Raw genomic sequence first — 19,327 nt, 5'->3', positions numbered from 1 at the left:
GGAGGGGAGGCGGCGCGGTGGCGCCGTCATCCGGTCCTTTGTGTCGTGGCGAAAGGCTCGGGCCACGCGAACGCGGGCGGGAGCCTTCCGGGGTTCTAGGGTCTGGACCTATTAAATTGGCGGAACCGGTCGGAGCGAATTTGCGCGGCGACGAGGAGCAAGACCGAAGGAAGGCCAATGCCTTTCAAGGGTTTGCGACGCTGGCGCCCGTGCAAATCCGCCCGATCCGAAGGACGTTCGATCTGACGGCGATCTGCCGCGTCAAAGCTCTCCACCGGGGCGCCAACCCCGCTCTTCGAGCTTTTCCTGGCATCTCTTGTCATATCGAACGCCATTTTCGTCAATTTGATGGGTCCTGACCCTGGTTGGCGGAGAGTTCCGCGGTCTTGGCCTCGGCAACCCAGGGGGTGGCGGCGAGCGGCGCGCCGGGGCGCAGCTTCTGGAAGCCCTCGACGATCACCTTGTCGCCGGGTTCGATTCCGCTTGTGATGACCCAGCGCGAGCCGACGACGCGGCCCGTTTCGACCGGACGCAGCTCCGCCTTATCGTCGGCGCCGACCAGATAGACCTGGGCCTGGCCACCGGCATTGCGCTGCACGGCCTGCTGCGGCACGGCGATGGCGTTCTCTTCCTTGCCCTGTTCGAGCAGCACGCGCACATACATGCCCGGCAGAAGGTCGCCGTTCGCGTTGGGAAACTCGCCGCGCAGGGTGATCTGGCCGGTGGTCGCGTCGACAGCGGCCTCGGAGAACAGCAGGCGGCCGGGATGCGGATATTCCTCGCCGTCGTCGAGCAACAGGCGGACCGAGGCTTCGCCCGACTTCGGCCCGTTCGGCCCGCCGACATCAAGCGCGCGGCGCAGGCGCAGCAACTGGTTGGCCGACTGGGTGAAGTCCGCATAGACCGGGTCGAGCTGCTGGATTGTCGCCAGCACGCCGCGGGAGGGATCGACCAGCGCACCCTCGGTAAGCAGCGCCCGTCCGATGCGTCCGGTGATCGGCGCGCGAACCTCGGAGAATTGCAGGTTCAGCTCGGCCGCGTCGAGACCGGCACGTGCCAGGGCCACGTCGGCATTGGCCTGCGCAAGCTCTGCGGTGGCGGTTTCGAGGGCCTGGGCGCTGGTCACCTTGCGGTTGCGCAATTCCTTCTGCCGGTCCGCCTGCTGGCTGGCCCGGAGCCGGGAGGCCTCGGCGCGCTGGAGCGTCGCCTTGGCGCGCTCCACCTCGACGCGGAAGGTCTGCGGGTCGATGCGGTAGAGCACGTCGCCTTCCTTCACCACCGAACCCTGCTCGAAGACGCGTTCGACGAGGATGCCGGAGACGCGCGGGCGCACCTCCGCGATCCGCGTCGGAGCGATGCGGCCGGGCAGTTCGTTGGTGATCGGGATCGTCTCGGCCGCGACTTCGACAAAGCTCACGCCGGTGGGGGGCGGTGCCTTGGCGGCCCCCGCCTCACCCTTGCTGGAGACTTCGTTGCAGCCGGCCAGAAGGGCAGCGGCGAGGAATGCGGCGATCAGTTTCCGGTTCATGTCGTCGACCTTTCGGGGAGAGGGGCGGGCTCCGGGTTCTGGTCCACCAGCCAGCCGATCTCCGAAATCAGGCGGGCGCGCTCATCGGGCGCCCATGTGTGCAGGCCAAGCCACTCCAGGGACATCAGTCCCTCAAGGGCGAGAAAGGCGAGCAGCGCGGCGCGCGGATGGCGCGACGACTCCTCGACTTCGGCGAGGCGCTCGCGATAGGCACGGGCGATCGGTTCGCGCAACTCCGCCTCCTGGGCGAGCGATGCGAGAAGGCCGAGCGCCACGGCGCGGTCCTCGTCGGTCAGGGAATGGGAGGCGACGGATATGCGAGCGCGGATTGCGGCATCCGCCACATCGCCGAGTTCGTCCGCCGCATCCCGTTCGCAGGCCCGGTGCGCGGCCAGCCGTCGTTCGACCACCGCCCGGATCAGGGCCTGCTTGTTCTTGTAGTCGTAAAGGACGCTGGCCTTGCTGATGCCCGCGGCGCACGCGACCGCATCCAGCGTCAGCCGCGCCGCGCCATCGCGCATCACGACCTGCTCGGCAGCATCGAGAACCGTATCGGGTTCTATGGTGCGCTTGCGTCCCATCCGGATCCAGAGATTTTTCCGACCGAACGGTTATATATATCGCCGCGCCGCCGGTGCAACGATTTTTTTGCGGTGCAAAATAAGCCGGCGAACCCCCTATTTGCCGCGCCGCAGCCGGCCGGACCGCATGCGCAGGCCGCGCAGCCGCCCCGCCCTGGCGCCGGGATCGCGCATGTGCGCGGCGGTGCTGCGCAGGGCCGCGACGGCACGGTCGGTGCTCTCGGCGAGCGGTGTTGCCGGCTCGGCTTCCGCGGCCGGGCGGCTGAGTTCGCAAAGCAGTGCCCGCGTTTCTTCGTTGAGTTCGGTTTGCAGCGCGTCGAGCGGGGTCGGCCGGCCGACGAAATAGCCCTGGATCTCGTTGCAGCCTTCCTCCACCAGCACCCTCAGGTCGGCGGCGTCCTCGATTCCCTCGGCGACAACGCGCATGCCGAGCGCGGCACCAAGGCGCACGATCGTCTCGACGATGGGACGGGCGCTCGCCGTCTGGCGCATCGCCTTGACGAAGGAGCGGTCGATCTTGATCACGTCGAAGGGGAAGCGGCTGAGATAGCCGAGCGAGGAATAGCCGGTGCCGAAATCGTCGAGCGCGACGCGCACCCCGAGCGCCTTCAGCGCCTTGAGTATCTGCAGTGCCCGGCGGTCGTCGTCGATCAGCACATTCTCGGTGACCTCCACCTCCAGCCGGTTCGCCTGCAGGCCGGTTGCCTCCAGCACCTCGCGTACCGTTGCCAGGAAGTGTTTCTCGCGGAACTGCAGCGGGCTGACATTGATCGAGATGCGGGCGATCTCCGGCTGCCGGCGGGCGATCTCGCAGGCGCGTCTGAGAACCCATTCGCCAATGGCGATGATGCGTCCGGATTGTTCGGCGACGGGAATGAAGTCACTCGGGCTGATAAGCCCCTTCTCCGGATGATGCCACCGGATCAGCGCCTCGTAGCTGCCGATCGCCTGCGAGGCGATGCAAAGGCGCGGCTGCAGATAGAGTTCGAACTCGTCGTTCTCTATGGCCTTGGCCAGATCTGCCTCGAGCAGCCGACGCTTGCGCAGAGCCGCATCCATGCCGTCCTCGAAGACGCAATAGGTGTTGCGGCCCTGGCTCTTGGCCCTGTAGAGCGCGGTGTCGGCGCGTGAGACGATCAGCTCCGGGTCCTCGCCATGCAACGGACTGACGGCGATGCCGATGCTGGCGCCGGTGCGGAGCGTTACGCCATTGCCGCAGTCGATCGGTTGCGACAGCGCGTGGACCAGCCGGTGGGCGAGGTCGGCCGCCTGGTTGGCGAAGGCGATCTGGTGCTGGATGATGGCGAACTCGTCGCCGCCCAGCCGGGAGACGGTGTCGCTTTCAGGCACCAGCGCCTTGAGCCTGTCGGCCGTGGCGCGGATCACCCGGTCACCGGCCAGATGGCCGTGTACGTCGTTGATTTCCTTGAAGCGGTCGAGATCGATCATCAGCACCGCGGCGGCGCCATCGCTGGCCCTTGCGGCGCCGAGCACCGTCGCGAGCCGGTCGGCGAAGACGGCACGGTTGGGCAGGTCGGTCAGCGGATCATGCTGGGCCAGGTGACGGATATGCTGCTCCGCCTTCTTGCGGTCGCGCAGGTCGACGGCCGCCGACACGCGTGTTCGCTGGCCGCGGTAGAGGATTTCGCGGGCGCGAACCTCGACCGGGATCCGGGTTCCGTCGGAATGGATGACATGCAGCTCGTAGGGGCCGCTTTCGGCTTCCGAAAGCTGGGCGGCGACCTTGCCCCGGTCGTCCGGGTCGATGAAGTCGAGCATGTTGCGGGACTTCAGCTCGGACAGCGGCGCCCCCATCAGGCGTTCCAGCGCGTGATTGCCGTCGATGATCGTGCCGTGCACCGAAATGACGATCGCCTCGAACGTGGCGTTGGCGAGCGCGGTCAGGCGTTCCGCCTCCTCCTCGGTCCGGCGCACATCCTCCTGGCGGCCGCGCGCAAGCTCCTCGCTCTGGATGGAATCCATCAGCGCGTTGAACAGGACGGTCATGCGTTCCGCCTCGTCTCCGGTCTCGACCGGAAGGCGCAGGTCGAGATCGGCCTTGCCCTCGACAAGGCGCCCGACCGCATCCTCGATATGGCCGATACCGATTCGTGTCCCGTGCTCCGCTTCGTTGAGGCCGCGAACCTCGCCCTCGGCGGAGACGCGCACCGACATCACCCGCCGCAGGGCCAGGAAGAAGGCGAGGCCGAGGCCGAAGGCCCAGGCGAAGTTGAGTGCAGCGCCCGCCGCCTGCACGCCGAGTTGCGCAAGCCGTGTGCCGGCGGCGAGATTCTCCACCGGTGCGAGCAGGGCAAGGCCGAGCGTGCCGACAACGCCGGCGATGCCGTGAACGCCGATGGCCCCGACCGCGTCGTCGATGCGCAGGCGCTGCTCCAGAAATGAGATGCCGTAGATCGCCGCCGCGCCGCCGGCAAGGCCGACCACCATGGCGCCGCGGGCCTCGAGCACCATGCAGCCGGCGGTGACGGCGACGAGACCGCCGAGCATGCCCGAAAACGCCTTCTCCGGCAGCAACACGCCCTCGCGGTGCCAGCCGATGACGTAGCCGGCCGCCGCGCCGGTGGCCGCGGCGAGCACGGTGTTGGCGATCACGTGGGCGATGTCGGGCGAGGCGGCCAGCGTCGATCCGCCGTTGAAGCCGATCCAGCCGACGAAGAGCAGCAGCGCGCCGGCGGGGGCCAGCACCGGGCTGTGGCCGTTGAAGCGCACCGGCCGGCCGTCGGCGTCGAAACGGCCGACGCGCGGGCCGATGACGATACAGGCGGCGAGCGCGATCCACGCGCCCGTGCCATGCACGACGGTGGAGCCGGCGAAATCGATGAAGCCGGCCTCGGCGAGGAAGGCGCTGGCGTTCTCGTTGAGTGCCGTGCCCCAGGCCCAGTGGACGAAGACGGGGTAGACGAAGCCGGCGATGAACACCGAACAGGCCACATAGGCAGCCAGCGGCATTCGCTCCGCCACCGCGCCGGACACGATCGTTGCCGCCGTGCCGCAGAACATCACCTGGAATACGAAGAAGGCAAAGCCCCAGGCGTCAAGCTTGCCGAGCATGAACAGCTCCGCGTCGAGGCCGACGACGAAGCCGCCCGACGCGCCGAAGGCGAACATGAAGCCGAAAAGGGCGAAGACGACCACCGAGAAGGTGAAGTCGAGAAGGTTCTTCTGCGCCACATTGATCGAGTTCTTGGAACGGACCATGCCCGCTTCCAGCAAGAGGAAGCCGACCTGCATCAAAAGGACAAGGCCGGCGGCGACGAGAATCCAGACGAAATCGAGGGTGCGCTGCAACGATGCGAGGTTGCCTGCAAGGTCTGAGGCCCAAGCGGGGACGGGGATGGCCGCCATCGGCACCATCAGTGCCGAAACGCGTTTCCAATGCCCGGAATGCAATGCCGCCATGTCCCGTGTCCCCTTTGTTTGCGGGAGCTTAGGAGGCAGCGGTTAAAAACCGGTTGCACCATGTGTTCCTGCAATTATTCGCGAGGGACGTTTCTTTGGGTGTGATCGTTTTGGCTATGTTGCGGCGCCGCAATTCTTGCCGATCTGCGCAGGATCAGGGCTCCGTCGACGATGACCCGTTCGGGTGAGGGGGCGCCCGCCTCGATGTTGGCAAGCAGGATGCGCACCGCTGCCCCGACCATTTCCTCCGCCGGTTGGCTGACCGTGGTCAGGGCATAGGAGGGCCAGTCCGCCATCGGGGCATCGTCGTAGCCGACGACGGAGACCTCGCCCGGCACGTCGATGCCGAGCTCGTGGCGAAGCGTGTCGAGTGCCGCCACCGCCATGTGGTCATTGGCGCAGAACAGTGCGTCGGGCCGGCTCTGCCTGGAAAACAGGCGGCGGGTCGCGGCGCAGGTCGCTTCACGTTCGTAATTGCCGACCTCCTCGGCGAACAGGGTCCGTCCGCTGCGCGCCAGTTCCTCGATGAAACCCTCGCGCCGGTCCCGGTTGGTGGAACTTCCCGGCCAGCCGGCGAGATAGGCGATCCGCGAGTGGCCGTTCTCCATCAGGAACCGCGCCACCTGGCCGCCGCCGGCCCGGTTGTTGGAGCTCACCGCCGACAGGGTGTCATCGTCCAGGGTGCGGTTGAACAGGACAACGGGTATGCCGGCGGCGCTGCAGCGCGCGGCGAAGGCCGAGCTGAGCCCGGCCGATACCATGACGAGGCCGTCGATCTGGTACTCCAGCAACTCGCGCAGGACGTCGTCCATGGGATCGTTGGACTGGCCGGTGAAGAACATCATCGCGTGGTAGCCGCGCGCCTGCAGCTGTCGCGACAGTTTTTCCAAGATCGCCGGATAGTAGGGATTGTCGAGATAGGCCGCGACGATGCCGACAATGCCTGAGCGCCGTGTGATCAGCGAACGGGCGATCTTGTTGGGACGGTAACCGAGCTCCTCGGCCGCCGTCATCACTTTTGCCCGGGTCTGCGCGGAGACGCTGGCGCCCGCAGTGAAGGCGCGGCTGACGGCGGACTGGCTGACGCCGGCGCGGCGCGCGACGTCGAGTGAGGTGACGCGGGGCATGTTCTTGGTCTCCCGCCCCTGTCTTGCCGTCCCTTACGTCATTTGGCAAGCCGGAAGCCGTCGGCGGGGCGCGACCATTGACCTTGCGGGTGCCCGGCACTTAGGATCGCGCGCAAATTGAAACGTCCACACCTTGCCTGGAAAACCGATCATGTTTCAGACCTTTCCCTTCGCGACCGGGTGCCTGCGCGCTCTTGCGAGACCCGTCATCCTCGCCGCCGCTCTCGCCGTATCAGGGTCCGCGCTTGCCCAGGACAAGGCGGCCGAAGGTGCGGGCGCGGGCCAGGGCGGCGAAAACTGGGTCCTGCAATGCAGCGAGGCGACCGAGAAGACGCCGAAGAGCTGCCGGGTGCTGCAGAACATCGTCATGAAGGACAGCGGCCAGCGGCTGCTGACCGTCGTGGTCGAGCCGCGCGAGGGCGCGCCCAACCATGCGCTGGTGCTCGCCCTGCCGCACGGCGTGTTCCTGCCGGCGGGCGCGGCGATTCGCGTCGACGACGGCGAGCCGACGCCGCTGGTCATCCAGACGAGCGACGCCAACGGTGCCTATGCGGGAACGGCGATCAGCGACGACCTGCTCGCCTCGCTGAAAAAGGGCCAGCGGCTGATCATTGCTTTCAAGACGGCGCAACAGCAGGATCTCGCGGTGCCGGTGACATTGATCGGGTTCACCGCCGCCTATACCAAGCTGGGAAGCTGACGACGCTCTGGAAGCAAGGCGGCACTGCTGCCGTGGATTGCAGGCAGGCTTTCCCGGGAAAGCCTGCCTTTTCCTTGTCAGTCTTCAGGGTTCACTCTTCAGGCAGCGGCCGTGCGGCGGGTCAGGTCGGCCCAGTTGCGCATCGACCACAGGTGCGCGTAGATCACCGGCAGTGCGCCGCTGCGGCGCAGGTCTAGAAAAACCTCGTCGGAAAGGGCCGAGAAGCGTGCCTCGTCGACGATGCAGAAGTCGTTGACAGTCAGGACCTCGCCACCGGGAAGCGTGAAGCGTCCCTCGTTGGCGACAAGCAGGTCATGTTCGGCAAGCTTGGCCAGGACCGCCTCGCTCTCGCGCGCCTCGCGCTGGAAGGCGCCGCAGAAGTCGAGCGCCTTGCGAACCGCCTCGGACGGCTCCGAGCCTTCGAACAGCGGCATGTCTCCATCCGGACCGATCTTGCCGCTTTCCATGTCGATGCACAGGGCGAACTCGCTGGCGTCGTCGTTGCGAGCCAGCACGAAGGGATAGCGCCGGACGTAGGAGGGTATGTAGATCTCCTCCGCCCAGGCTCCGGCCGCGTCGACGAACAGGTTCCGGTTGCGGCGCAGGCCAAGCACGGCGACGGCGGCCGGCGGTGTGGTGCCGGCGGCGAAGACGATCGGGTAGTGCCGCGCCGCGATGCCGAACTCGATCGCGTTGACCGGCACCGCATGGGTGTCGGCGGCAAAGCCGTAGTCCGGGGCAAGCGTCACGCCGAGCGCTCCGTGCCGGTCGGCGCGCAATGCCTCCGGACGCTTGTAGAACAGCGGCATGGCGGCGGGGCTGCCTGCTGCTGCGCGCGGAGCGGAGTTGTCGGCCTCGGCGTCGGTCTTGGTCATCTATGATCCGTCCTTCGGGCGGTTGAATGAATACGCGGAAATCGGGCAAGGCATCAGGCCACGCGACTTTTTTGTACAATTCCAGCGGCGGGTTGCCTAGGGTGGCCGGGCGGATGAATGTGCATACCGGCGGTTGAAAACGGCAGCCGGCACCGGAGAGCGGGAGACGGGAGGCGAGATGGGGCAGGCCGTGGCCGGACAGGCGCGCGTCACCGGCGCGCATGCGGGCGTCAGTTTCACCGGCGAGGAGATATTGCTCGACGGCGGTGCCTTTCGCGATTGCAGCTTCGAGCGGTGCCATCTGCATTATGATGGCGGTGTGCTGCCGGTGCTGAGCGGTTGCCGTTTCTCCGATTGTGCCTGGTTCTTCGGCGATGCCGCGGCCGACACGCTGACCATGCTGGCGGCGCTCAATCAGGGCGGGTTTTCGGCGATGGTCGAAAGAACGCTGGAAGCGGTTCGCAGCGGCGCCGTTCTCGAACAGGCGCCGGCGGACACGCGCCCGACAGGGCGACGGGGACGGGCGATCGATCTCGGCTTCGGCCAGTTCCCGGTGCCCCGGGTGCTGCATCGCCCGGCGCGGGCCGGCGCCACGCGAGCCGGCTCTCCAACGGCCACAGCCACGACGGACAGGAAGGAAAACGACGAATGAGCGGACTGAGCGACCTTGCGACGGCGACCATGGCCGACTTCGAAGCCTGCAGGGACAAGCCGATACGCCTTGTGGCAGGCGGCGAAAGCATGGATCTGGCAATCACCGAAGTGACGGCCGTCAGCGGACCGGAACGGCCGGGCGGCGCGTTCTCGGTGGTGTTTCGCGGACCTCGCGAGCCGGTGGTGGAACAGGCCACCCACCATATCGCCGTCGAGGGGCACGGCGAGGCGGAAATCTTTCTGGTGCCGCTCGGTCCCGACAAGGACGGCATGCTTTACGAGGCGGTGTTCAACTGAACGGGCGAGCCGGGCCGCTCCCGGTCATCTGCGCGCGTGAAAGGTAAGCCGGCGCAACAACAGCGCCGGGCCGCCCGCATGAGGCAAGGCCGTCATGCGGGCGCTGGCGCATCCCAGCGCATCAGGTGGTAGACGCCCTTGTCCTCCCGCTTCGAGAAACCGAGGCGGAGATAAAGGCGCATGGCCGGGTTGTTGTGCTCGACATGGATGCCGACCCCGAGTTCCTCGCGCGCGGCGAGCGCCTGCACATCCTCCAGCACTGCCTGGCCAAGGCCGGCGCCGCGCGCATCCGGCATCAAGGCGATGTCGATGATGCGGATCTCCGACGGCCAGCGCTCCAGATAGAGCCGGCCGACGGGTTGGCCGTCTCGTTCGATCACCAGCCAGTCGGCATCGGGATAGTGCTGCATGTAATGGGCGTGCTGGGCGCGGAACTGCTGCTCCAGAAAGGCGCGCTTCTCCTCCGCGCTCCAGGGCAGGGGGGCAAGCTCCCCGACCCGCGTCGAGGCATACAGATCGCTGAGGAAGGAGAGGTCGTCGGCGTTCATCCGCCGCAGGACGAGGCCGCGTGCGGTGGCGCGCGGCAGAACGGGAAGCGGCCGCGCATCCTTCGCGGCCGCCAGTATCGTGTGCCCGGGGTCCGGCATGTCAGTCCGGCGTCTGCTCGGGCGGTGTCAGGTCGCGCACCACCGTGTAGCCAAGCTGGAAGCCGCTGTCGGCAAGCGTCGTCCAACCGGCCTCCCAGGACGTGGATTCAGGCCCGGCTTCCGGCAGGCAGGCAACCCCGTGGGTGCCCGTCTGCTGGAAATAGAACAGACGTCCGTCCGAGCTGTAGTTCATCGCCGCGTAACCGAAGCCGGGGGAGATGCCGACCTTCTGCCAGCCGCGCCACTGCTGGAACAGCGCATCGATCTGCTGGTTGGCATGCAGGCCGCGGTTCTCGTCCTGGGCCACCAGCATGATTTGGCCGTCGGCGTCGAAACCGGCGGCAAGGTTGACGAGCTTTGTACCGACCATGCCGGGACGGATCCAGCGCGACCATGTCAGCGATCCCGGCGGGCTCTGGCGGATCTGCACGACGTCGGAAGCGTCTCCGATCATGAAGATGTTGAGCGCGCCTTCCTTGTCGAGGACCGGGCAGGGCAGGCTGTCTGCCGGGCCGCTGGCGCCGGTGTCGATCTGCGTCCAGCCGGTCCATTGCTGCGGCGTCAGGGTCTGCGCCACCGTCTGCTGGTTGACATAGAGATGGCGGTCGTTCGGGTCGCTGCCGACACCGGCGATGAGAATGCGGCCGTCGACATTGGCCGCGACCTCCATCAGCGCGATTGATTGCCCGCCCAGCTGCTGCCAGGCACCCCACACCTGCTCCGGCGGCTGCGCCATCGGCACGGTGATCGTGATCGGTTCGCTGGCGCCCGGCGGCACGATCCGGATCGTCTCCTCGACGATACGGTCCGGGTTCTGCCGGATCCACCACAGGTCGCCGCCGGTTGCCAGCGCGAAGACGGAAACGCGGCCCTCGGCATCGGCGATCAGCCGCAACTGATGAAGCCGGGTGACGCCAGGCGGCAGGCCGAGCGAGACGGCCGCGTTCCAGCTTTGTACCGGGCCTGCGCCGTCGCCCGCCTCGTCGATATAATCGATGGAGGCTTGCCCGCTCCTGACCGCGACGATGGCGACCCGCCCGTCAGCCGTGGTGCCGGAGGCCAGCGGTGCGCCATAGGCATCGGGGGTCACCGTCACCCACTTTTCCGACCAGGGGCCGTTCGGCGCGACCTGGGCCTTCCACACGAGCGGGCTGCCTGCCTCGGTCTCGATGCCGATGACCATGAGGCGCGAGTTCTCGAAGAACGGAACCTCGCGGCTTTCGCCTTCCGCGATGGGGTTTGGAAGGAAGGCACCGTCCTCCAGTTCAACTTCGGTCCTGGCTGCCTCTGTCATGTCGGCGCTCCCGCAATTGGTTCAAAAGAATGTCGAAAGCCGGTGTGGCGGATATGAAGTTCGCCGTGAGCGTGGTTCGAAATGCGGCGAACTTCGCTCTCGGAACACTAGCCGCGCGAGGGGTAGAGACCCTGCAGCGCGATGATGAAATTGACCGTCAGATAGGGCTGCATGTTGTTGTGCGCCTGCGAGCCGCCGGCCTGGGGAAGCATCTGCTCGGCCATGGTGCTGTTCGGCGAGTTGAGCGAAAAGGCGTTGCCGCCGCTCGAAAAGGCGAAGGCGGTGTTCTGGGTCGGCGTGGTGACGTCGGCGGGATCCGAGCCCACAGCCCGCAGCGTGTGCGTGTGGTCGGGCATCTGCGCCTCGCTCAAGGTCACCATCTCGACGCCGCCGCGCTGGCCGAGCCGCCGCGAGGTGAGACCCGGGCCGCGCCCTGGATGCATCGGCGCGCGGCCCATCATGTTGGGCAGGGCGGTGGTCGACCGGCCGTCGCCGCCATAGACGGTGCCGATCAGCGAGAACAGGGCCGTGTTCTGCGATATGGGGAGCAGCTGGCCGTCGCAGAAGGCCCAGCTGCGCGGTGCGAAATTGCCGGCGAAGATACGGATCTCGGCAATGAACGGTTCGGACATGGGATCGTCTCCTTCAGTGCCGGCTCGGATAGACGCCGTACAGCGCTATGATGAAATTCACGCAGAGAAACGGCATCGTGTTGGTGTGCGAGCGGCTGCCGCCGGCATGGGTGACGGCCGCCGGGCTCAGGTTGGTGTCGGCCATGCCGTCGAAATAGATGTCGACCGCCGTCGATGTCGCGGTGACATTCTCGGACGGACTGGACTCGATGCCGATATTGGTATCGGCGCGCGGCGGGTGGCCGTGGCTGGGCATCTGGTTGACGGTGAGCGTCACCTCTTCCGCACCACCCTTGGCACCGAGCCGGCGCTCGCTGAGGCCCGGCCCGTGGCCGGCATGGATCGGCAGGCGGCCGCGCATGTCCGGCAGGCCGAAGGTGGTGCGCCCGTCACCGCCATAGATGGTGCCGAGCAGGGAAAAGAGCGCGTCGTTCTGGCTGACTGCCAGAAGCTGGCCGTCGCAGAAGGCCCAGCCGCGCGGAGCGAAATTGCCCGCAAACATGCGGATCTCGCCGACGAAAGGTTCGGACATGGATAAGGCCCTCCCAGCCTTCAGGAATATCGGGAAAGGAACGCGTCAGTTGCGCGAGGGAAAGAGCCCCTGCAATGCGATGCAGAAATTGACGGCGAGGTAGGGCTGCATGTTCTCGTGCGCCTGGCCGCCGCCGACATTGGTCAGCGTGCCGGACCGCAGTGTCACCGAGTTGGCGGAGTAATCGGCATAGCCGCCGGGAAAGCCGCCGAGGACATGGCCGGTCGGCGAGCGGGTCGTGCCGCTGGCAGAATCAGCCTGGACGTAGTGCTTGTGCTGCGGCATCTCGTTCGCCGACAGCGTGTGGGTTTCCTCGCCGCTCTTTTGCCCGAGCGTGTGGATGGCGCCGCCATCGGAACGCCCGACATGGATCGGTGTGCGGCCGCGCAGGTCCGGCAGGGCGAAGCTGGTGCGCCCGTCGCCGCCATAGGTGGTGCCGAGCAGGGAATAGAGCGACTGGTTCTGGTTGATCGGAAGGATCTGCCCATCGCAGAACCCCCAGCCGCGCGGGGCGAAATTGAACCCCACCATGCGGACTTCGGCAAGAAACGGCTCCGACATGAATCCTCCAACTTTCAAAAAAGTGTAATAATCGGCTCGGCAACCTTCGGTATCATGCACGAGATTATTAGCGATTGAAAGACCCTAAGGGACTTGCCCGCTATCCGTGAAAATGTCGATCAGGGGTTGTGAACACCGGTCGGCTGACGCGGCGCCCGGAGGGGTGCCGCCATGCGGCGGACGCAGCCGGTGGCCGGTTTGCCGCGTCCCTGCCGCGGCAATGCGGAAACGCCCGTGTGACGGGCATTTCCATTCGGTCCTCTCGCCGCGTTCGGGCCGCCTGGTTCGGGCCGCTTAGTTCGGGCAGCTGACGACGAAGGAGAGCGTGCCGGAGCTCGAATCGACCGCGTCGATGGTCTGGGTGACCGTGTTGTTCGCGGCACCGGCCAGATACGCTTCGACGCCGGCCTCGCTGGCGGCGCCGCCGGCGCCATTGGCGATCTGCAGGTTGCCATTGTTGCGCGCCCGCACCCGGATGCCGTGGCCTGCATAATGGTTGCCGGTCACGGTGTTGTTGGTGATCGTCGCGCAGATCGTCGGCGTCGGGCCGCTGGTTGCACCCGAATCGACCATGATGCCGTCGAACTCGAAACCGGTGGCCGTGTCCTGCACCAGGTTGTTGTCGATCAGCACGCTCATCTGGTGGCTGGTGCCGGCGCCTTCGCCCGCGCGCACCCAGATGCCGCGCTCGTTGTGATCGTAGATCTGGTTGCCGGTGATCCGGTAGATCGACGAGCCGCCGCCGTCGCCGTCGACGCTGATGGCCGTGAAGGCCGTGCCGGAGCCGTTGCTGCCGTTCGTGCCGATCGTGTTGCCGGAGATCGTCATGTCGACCGTGCCGGTGAACGTGCCCGATCCGTTGACGCTGCCGACATCGATGGCGTTGTTCAGCGAACGGAGCTGCGTCATGTTGTTGTTCGAGATGGTGACGTTGAACAGGCCCGAGCTCTGCGTGCCGGCAAGGATGCCGATGCCGCCGTTCCCGACGATGCCGGAGTGCCGGGTGAAGGTGTTGTTGTCGATCGTCAACCCGTAATTGGCCGTGCCGGAGGAAACCAGCTGCAGGTGTGAGGCGACGGCGGCGACGAAGCTGTTGCCGCTGATCGTGCCGTTGACGTTGCCCGCGCTCGCCTGGATGGTGATGCCGTTGTTGCCGAGCGACGCGTTGCTGCCGTCGCCGGTGGTGATCGACATGCCCGACATGGCCAGCGTCAGCGTGCCGCTCGTGCCGTCATTGTCGATATTGATCGAATCCTCGATGCCGCCGAGATAGGTGCCGCCGGTGAAGGTCGCCGTGCCGGTCAGGTTGTTGACGTAGAAGACGCCCTCGTCGGCGCCGGCATTGTTGCCGTGGACGCCGGTGAAGTCGACATTGTTCATCGTGATGCCGTTCACGCCGAAGCCGCGCACACCGAAGTTGGACGTGTTCTGCACCTGCAGGTTGGCGATGCGGATGTCGGCGACATTCTCCAGATAGATCGCCGTGCCGATGCCGCTTGCCGTCGGCGTCTCGTCCGGCATGTCGGCGCCGCCGATGTTCTGGATCAGGCCGCCGGAACCGTCGGTCGAGCCCGAGCCGGTGATCGAGAAGAAGCCGGTCGAGCCGGTGTTGCGCAGGTTGATGGCGTTGCTCGCGCCATTGGTGGAGACCGACTGGAAGGTGACGCCGGCCGCGCCCAGCGTCGTGCCGTCGATCTGCACCGCCCGGCCTAGCGTCGTCGTCACGGAATTTCCGGTGCCGGTGACGCTCACCGTGCCGCCGCCGGTTGCGACGAAGCCGGCGCCCGACGTGGTGTCGATGTCGAGCCCGCCATTGGTGAAGCTGATCGTCGACCCGGTGTTGTTGGTTAGCGAGACGGCGGTATTGGCGCCGCCGTTGACGGTCGCGCTTGTGCCGGCGAAGGTCACGCTGGTGCCGGCCTGCAGGTTGGAGATGTCGATCGTCGCGCCTGCGCCGCCCGTGTTGGACAGGTTGAGGTTGCCGGTCGTCATCGTGCCCGAGACATTGTTGAGGCGGATGCCCCGGCCCGTGCTGGTCGGGGCGATGACGGTGCCGAGGGTGAGGTTCAGCGCGGTGTTTGTGATGTCGATTGCGCCGGCACCGTAGGACGTCACATCGACCGCGGTCACCGTGCCTATCGACAGGGTACCGGCATTGTTGGCGAAGACCGCGGTCGTATTGCGCGTCGAGATACCGGTGGCCGCCTGAACGGTGAAGCTGCCGGTGTTGTTCTCCAGATAGATGCCGCCGCCGCTCTCGCCGCCGTCGTCCGTGTCGATGTTGAAAGTGTTGAACGTGATGTTGGTGGCGGTGTTGCGGATGTCGACCGAGGCGACGCCGTCGCCGAGCGCGTTGTTGGAAAGGACCGAGCCGCCGGAAATGGTGAGATTGCCACCCTGATTGACCAGGATGCCCTGGCCGCCGGCGGCTCCGAGGCTGCGCTGGAAATCCGTGAAGACGAAACCGCCGCCGAAGGTGGTGGTCGAGCCGGCGTTGTTGGTCGTCATCACCAGGCCGTCGCCGCCCGCCGTATAGGCGACGTTGTTGCGGTTGGCGACTTCCATCTGGCCCTGGAAATCGGCCACGAATGTTGACTGGGCGTTGGCAATCCGGATGCCGGCCGTCTGGGCATAGTAAATGATGTTCGACGCCGTCGTGGTGAAGGATCCCGAATTGCCGTCGAGATCGATGCCGTAGGTCATCGGACCCGGCGTGCTGGCGTCGCCAAGCGTGATCGAGTTGAAGGTGAAGGCCGCGGACGAGTTGTTGATCCGGATGCCGGTGCCGGTGACGCCGGAGGCACCGGTGGTGGCAACGCGGAAGGCCCCTCCGGAGACGTTCTGAAGGTCGATGAAGTTGCCGCTCGCGGTACCGGTGGCGGTCGCATTGTTGAAGAAGACGCCGCTCGCGCCGACCGCGACCGTGTTCATGACGATCCCGCGGCCGGTCGCCGTGTCGATTGACCGGGCGCCGCCGCCGGCGAGGTTTACGGTCAACAGGGTTCCGGCAGTGCCGTTTGCGTCGAAACCGGTGCCCGTATTCGTGTCGATGTTGAGGGCGCCGGTGAAGTTGACCGTGGCCGTGTCACCGGCTCCCAGGTCGATGTCGACGCCGCCGCCGGCCGAGCCGGCATTGTTGATGACCGTCGTGCCGAGTGAGAACGTGCCGGTCGAATTGGTGATCCTGAGGCCGGCATTGGTCGAGCCGGTGACGTTCAATGTGCCGATGGTCAGCGCGTTGTTGCCTGCCGCCGTCGCGTTGCCGCCGTCGATGAAGACGCCGGAGCCGCCGGAATTGGTCGAGCTCACCGTTCCGAAGGTGAGGTTCATCGTCAGCGGGTCAAGGAAGAGGGCCGCTCCGCCCGTCGTGTTGACGGTGCCCGAACCGCCGCCGTTCAGCGTGAAGACGGTGTTGTTGCCATTGGTCTTGGTGTCGACCTCAAGACCCGTGCCGTTGTTGTTGAAGATGTTCAGCGTGGTGAAGCCGAGTTCGCCGGTCGTGTCGATCAGGGACAGGCCGTCGCCCTGCACCCGGCTGCTCGTGCCCTGGCCGACATTGAGCGTGCCGCCCGCGACCGCGCCGCCCGCGCCGTTGCCGTCGAAATCGACACCGGAGAACAGGATGCCGCCGCCCGTGCCGTTGCCGATCACCGTGTTGCCGGCGAAACCGCGCACGCCGATGCTGCTGGTCGTGGTCGAGACGTTCTGGCCGGTGACGGAAACGCTCGGCACGCCGGCGGCCACGCTTTCGAACGTCGTGTTGTTGACGGTGAGAAGCAGGTTGTTGGCGGTTCCGGCCCCGGTCTCGTTGACGGTCATCGCCTGGCCGGTGGAACGGATCGTGTTGGTGCCTGTCAGGTTGACCGTCAATACGCCCGTGCCCGTGGAATCGATGTCGAGGCCGATCCCGGCAATGTCGCCGGTGTCTCCGTTGCCGCCCGAACCCATCGTGATGCCGGACAGCGTCACGGTGTTGGCGACAGCATTGCTGCCGATGATCCGGATGCCGGCGCCGGTGATGTCGTCGCCCGAGCCCGTCGCCGAGCCGCCGAGCGTCAGACCAGAGATCGTGGCATTGACGTCCTGGATAAAGAGACCGTTGCCGCCGGTCGCATCTATCGTGTTGGTGCCGGCCAGCGTGAACGAGCCGACCGCATCATTGTCGACGAGTTGGATGCCGTTGGAGAGCGAGTTCGTGCCGGTGCCGTTGATGTCGATGTTCGTGACGGTGACCGTGGCATCGGAGGTCATGTATCCGATGCCGTAGGCCTGGGAACTGCCCGCATTGACGGCAATCGTGGATGTCGCTCCCGCATGGCCGACCTCGAACGTGCCGGTGCTGTTGTTGTTGAACGAAATCGCCGCGCCGCGGCTGGCGATCTGCACGCCCGTGCCTGCGGTGCCGACGTTCACTGCGCCGTGCGAGCCGTTGAACAGCAGACCGAACTGGGTGCCGTCGATGGTCACGCCGTTCGCACCGGTGCCGATGTTGATGTTCGAGGTACTGGCGCCCGTCGTCTGCACACCGGCGATGTTCTGCGTGTTGCTGGAATCCACGTCCAGGTTGGCGATGGTCAGCGTGCCGGTCATGGTCTGGTCGGCAATGGTGATCACGTTGTTCGTGGTCGTGCCGGACCGGTTGAAGCCCGCGTTCTGGATCAGGACGCTGCCGGTGCCCGAGATCGTGTCGAGCGTCATGCCGGCCGTGTCGCCGGTGGAGGTGATCTGGTCGAAGGTGAGGCCGCCGGCCCCGGCTACGACGGTGTCGAGGCTCAGCGCCTCGGTCTGCGAACTGGTGATCGTGTTGGTGCCGGTGGCCGTCGCCGTCAGCGAGCCGCCGCCCGTACCGTTGAGGCGCAGGCCGCTGGTCAGCACCAGGTTGGAGAAGGCCGCCGTCGAGGCACCGTTCGTGGTGGCAAGGTCGATGCCGTAGGCGCCGGTGCCGCCGCCGATCGTGCTGGAGCGGATGATGGCGTTCGAGGCCGCGCCGAAGCTTGCCGAAACGCCGCTGCCCGTGCCGGAATTGGTGATGAAGACGTTCTGGATCGTTGCCGTGCCGGCGAGCACCACCGTGTCGTTGGCGCCGGATGTTGTCAGGATCGGTATGACGCTGTCGATGGTGGTGACGCCGCTTGTTGCGGTGATCGTGCTGCTCGAGGAGATGCCGGTGAGACGGATGCTCGCCGGCGCGCCGCCGGCCGAAATGCCGAGCGTCGAGGCGTCGACGCTGTCGCCATTGGCCATGCCGATCAGCGCCTGGCCCGCCGCAAGGTTGAGAATGCCGTCGCCCTGCGCGACGAGGTCGATCGTGTTCTGCACCCCGCCGGCGGTGCTGTCGATCAGCACGATGACGCTGGCGCCCGAGGCTTCCGCCTGGGCGGCCGTGCCCGGGTCGTCGAAGGTGCCGGCGCCCGACGTGCCGGCCGTGACGACGACGAAATAGCTGACGCCCTGCAGGTTCGACACGTTGCTGGTGCCGAAGCCGACATCCTCGAAATCATACTCGCCGGTGCCGGTCGCACCGGTGGTGATGATGGCGAAGTTGCCGGCAATGCCGGAGGTGTCGATCGTGCTGGCGACCGGAGCCGAACCGTCGCCGAACTGGAAACGGACACCGTTCGCGATGTTGGAATTGGTGAGATTGACGCCGGTCTGCACGCCCTGGATCGTGCTGGACCCGGTCGTCACCACATCCTGCGTGTTGTCGTAGTCCGTCAGGTTGATGCCGGTGGAGCCGGTCACGCCGGTACCGGTGATGTCCAGCGTCGCGAAGGTGATCTGCCCGTCGAAGGTTCCGCCGGAGAGGTTGAGGCCGGTGCCGGCGCCAAGGCCTGTCACGTCGACATTGCCGAACGTCATCGCGCCGTTGGCATTGGTGGCGCGGATGCCGTTGCCGCCCGTGCCCATGGCGATGGTCATGTCGCCGGTGGTCAGGGTGCCGCTGTTGCCGTTGAGCAGGAGGCCGTCGCCGCTGGTCAGCGTCAGATTGACGGTTCCCAGGCTGACGTTTGAGGCGACGCTGGCGAGCGACACGGCCGAGCCGGTGGTGCCGGAGACCGTCGTCGTGCCGGAGACGGTGAAGGCGCCGCCGGTGAGGTTGTTCAGTCCGATGCCGGTCGCGCTCGCCACATTGGTGTTGGACAGCGAGGTCAGGTTGATGCCGCCGGCGGCGATCGCCGTGTTGGAAAGGTTGATGCCCTGGCTGGCATTGGCGCCGACCGTGCCGGTGGTGATGCCGAGCGTGCCGCCGGACTGGAAGACCACGCCGAAGGCACCGTCGACGATGATGTCGAGGTCGGCGAAGCTGTACGTGCCCGCCTGGCTGTTGTTGTCGATGAACAGGCCGGAATTGCCCATCGCGATCGTCGTGCCGAGATCGACCGCGCCGGTGAAGGAAACTGTATGCGCGCCGGTCGCGCCCGAGGAGGTGATGCCGCCGGGACCGGCGCCGCTCGAGGCGACGCTGCCGGCCTGGGTGG

General features: G+C 66.5%; 14 protein-coding genes. 3 read left to right on the top strand and 11 right to left on the bottom strand.

The annotated features are described in order from the left end of the window. Positions 1 to 340: 340 nt before the first annotated feature. The 4 genes from ACN0T5_RS07300 to ACN0T5_RS07285 all read right to left on the bottom strand — a co-directional run bounded on the left by ACN0T5_RS07300 (position 341) and on the right by ACN0T5_RS07285 (position 6,656). Positions 341 to 1,528: an efflux RND transporter periplasmic adaptor subunit gene (locus ACN0T5_RS07300; protein WP_417767966.1), complete on the bottom strand. Its 1,188-nt coding sequence runs from the start codon at positions 1,526 to 1,528 to the stop codon at positions 341 to 343. Beyond that, entirely contained in the window at positions 1,525 to 2,109 is a 585-nt protein-coding gene (locus tag ACN0T5_RS07295; RefSeq protein WP_417767965.1) for a TetR/AcrR family transcriptional regulator, read from the bottom strand. The genes ACN0T5_RS07300 and ACN0T5_RS07295 overlap by 4 nt, the downstream gene beginning before the upstream one ends. 96 nt (positions 2,110 to 2,205) lie before the next feature. Next, positions 2,206 to 5,529: an ammonium transporter gene (gene amt / locus ACN0T5_RS07290; protein WP_417767964.1), complete on the bottom strand. Its 3,324-nt coding sequence runs from the start codon at positions 5,527 to 5,529 to the stop codon at positions 2,206 to 2,208. Between the two features lie 74 nt (positions 5,530 to 5,603). Beyond that, positions 5,604 to 6,656: a LacI family DNA-binding transcriptional regulator gene (locus tag ACN0T5_RS07285; RefSeq protein ID WP_417767963.1), complete on the bottom strand. Its 1,053-nt coding sequence runs from the start codon at positions 6,654 to 6,656 to the stop codon at positions 5,604 to 5,606. Between the two features lie 151 nt (positions 6,657 to 6,807). On the opposite strand from ACN0T5_RS07285, the gene ACN0T5_RS07280 reads away from it, so the two are divergent. Then, positions 6,808 to 7,356, top strand: a complete 549-nt coding sequence (locus ACN0T5_RS07280; protein WP_417767962.1) for an invasion associated locus B family protein — start codon at positions 6,808 to 6,810, stop codon at positions 7,354 to 7,356. A 98-nt stretch (positions 7,357 to 7,454) separates the two neighbouring features. On the opposite strand, the gene ACN0T5_RS07275 is transcribed toward ACN0T5_RS07280, so the two are convergent. Next, on the bottom strand, positions 7,455 to 8,231 hold the full coding sequence (locus ACN0T5_RS07275; protein ID WP_417767961.1) for a SapC family protein: 777 nt from the start codon (positions 8,229 to 8,231) through the stop codon (positions 7,455 to 7,457). A 133-nt stretch (positions 8,232 to 8,364) separates the two neighbouring features. Here ACN0T5_RS07275 and ACN0T5_RS07270 point away from each other — a divergent pair, with 133 nt between their 5' ends. Next, positions 8,365 to 8,883: a hypothetical protein gene (locus tag ACN0T5_RS07270; RefSeq protein ID WP_417767960.1), complete on the top strand. Its 519-nt coding sequence runs from the start codon at positions 8,365 to 8,367 to the stop codon at positions 8,881 to 8,883. After that, a complete protein-coding gene (locus ACN0T5_RS07265) occupies positions 8,880 to 9,182 on the top strand; it encodes a DUF6916 family protein (RefSeq protein WP_417767959.1) in 303 nt (100 codons plus the stop codon). The genes ACN0T5_RS07270 and ACN0T5_RS07265 overlap by 4 nt, the downstream gene beginning before the upstream one ends. Before the next feature lie 92 nt (positions 9,183 to 9,274). Here ACN0T5_RS07265 and ACN0T5_RS07260 read toward each other — a convergent pair whose 3' ends face one another. The 6 genes from ACN0T5_RS07260 to ACN0T5_RS07235 all read right to left on the bottom strand — a co-directional run. Then, the gene (locus tag ACN0T5_RS07260) at positions 9,275 to 9,829 is read right to left on the bottom strand and encodes a GNAT family N-acetyltransferase (protein ID WP_417767958.1); all 555 of its coding nucleotides are present in this window, start codon (positions 9,827 to 9,829) and stop codon (positions 9,275 to 9,277) included. A 1-nt stretch (position 9,830) separates the two neighbouring features. Continuing rightward, positions 9,831 to 11,123 (bottom strand): hypothetical protein, encoded by a 1,293-nt coding sequence (locus ACN0T5_RS07255; RefSeq protein WP_417767957.1) that lies wholly within the window; start codon positions 11,121 to 11,123, stop codon positions 9,831 to 9,833. A gap of 107 nt (positions 11,124 to 11,230) precedes the next feature. Next, positions 11,231 to 11,755 carry a phage tail protein gene (locus tag ACN0T5_RS07250; protein ID WP_417767956.1) on the bottom strand — a complete coding sequence of 175 codons (525 nt, stop codon included), beginning with the start codon at positions 11,753 to 11,755 and terminating at the stop codon, positions 11,231 to 11,233. A gap of 13 nt (positions 11,756 to 11,768) precedes the next feature. After that, the gene (locus ACN0T5_RS07245) at positions 11,769 to 12,287 is read right to left on the bottom strand and encodes a phage tail protein (RefSeq protein ID WP_417767955.1); all 519 of its coding nucleotides are present in this window, start codon (positions 12,285 to 12,287) and stop codon (positions 11,769 to 11,771) included. Between the two features lie 45 nt (positions 12,288 to 12,332). Beyond that, entirely contained in the window at positions 12,333 to 12,848 is a 516-nt protein-coding gene (locus ACN0T5_RS07240) for a phage tail protein (RefSeq protein WP_417767954.1), read from the bottom strand. Positions 12,849 to 13,142: 294 nt separating this feature from the next. Continuing rightward, a partial coding sequence (locus ACN0T5_RS07235; protein ID WP_417767953.1) for a hypothetical protein occupies positions 13,143 to 19,327 on the bottom strand: 6,185 nt, incomplete at its 5' end.

It is taken from the genome of Stappia sp. (assembly GCF_048261845.1).
GTDB lineage: Bacteria > Pseudomonadota > Alphaproteobacteria > Rhizobiales > Stappiaceae > Stappia.
The sequence above is the reverse complement of the archived record's forward strand: the minus strand, read 5'-3'. Positions and strand labels throughout refer to the sequence as shown.

Coding starts and splice junctions, on each gene's coding strand:
- ACN0T5_RS07300 (WP_417767966.1), bottom strand. CDS start 1,528: ATGAACCGGAAACTGATCGCCGCATTCCTCGCCGCTGCCCTTCTGGCC.
- ACN0T5_RS07295 (WP_417767965.1), bottom strand. CDS start 2,109: ATGGGACGCAAGCGCACCATAGAACCCGATACGGTTCTCGATGCTGCC.
- amt (WP_417767964.1), bottom strand. CDS start 5,529: ATGGCGGCATTGCATTCCGGGCATTGGAAACGCGTTTCGGCACTGATG.
- ACN0T5_RS07285 (WP_417767963.1), bottom strand. CDS start 6,656: ATGCCCCGCGTCACCTCACTCGACGTCGCGCGCCGCGCCGGCGTCAGC.
- ACN0T5_RS07280 (WP_417767962.1), top strand. CDS start 6,808: ATGTTTCAGACCTTTCCCTTCGCGACCGGGTGCCTGCGCGCTCTTGCG.
- ACN0T5_RS07275 (WP_417767961.1), bottom strand. CDS start 8,231: ATGACCAAGACCGACGCCGAGGCCGACAACTCCGCTCCGCGCGCAGCA.
- ACN0T5_RS07265 (WP_417767959.1), top strand. CDS start 8,880: ATGAGCGGACTGAGCGACCTTGCGACGGCGACCATGGCCGACTTCGAA.
- ACN0T5_RS07260 (WP_417767958.1), bottom strand. CDS start 9,829: ATGCCGGACCCCGGGCACACGATACTGGCGGCCGCGAAGGATGCGCGG.
- ACN0T5_RS07255 (WP_417767957.1), bottom strand. CDS start 11,123: ATGACAGAGGCAGCCAGGACCGAAGTTGAACTGGAGGACGGTGCCTTC.
- ACN0T5_RS07250 (WP_417767956.1), bottom strand. CDS start 11,755: ATGTCCGAACCGTTCATTGCCGAGATCCGTATCTTCGCCGGCAATTTC.
- ACN0T5_RS07245 (WP_417767955.1), bottom strand. CDS start 12,287: ATGTCCGAACCTTTCGTCGGCGAGATCCGCATGTTTGCGGGCAATTTC.
- ACN0T5_RS07240 (WP_417767954.1), bottom strand. CDS start 12,848: ATGTCGGAGCCGTTTCTTGCCGAAGTCCGCATGGTGGGGTTCAATTTC.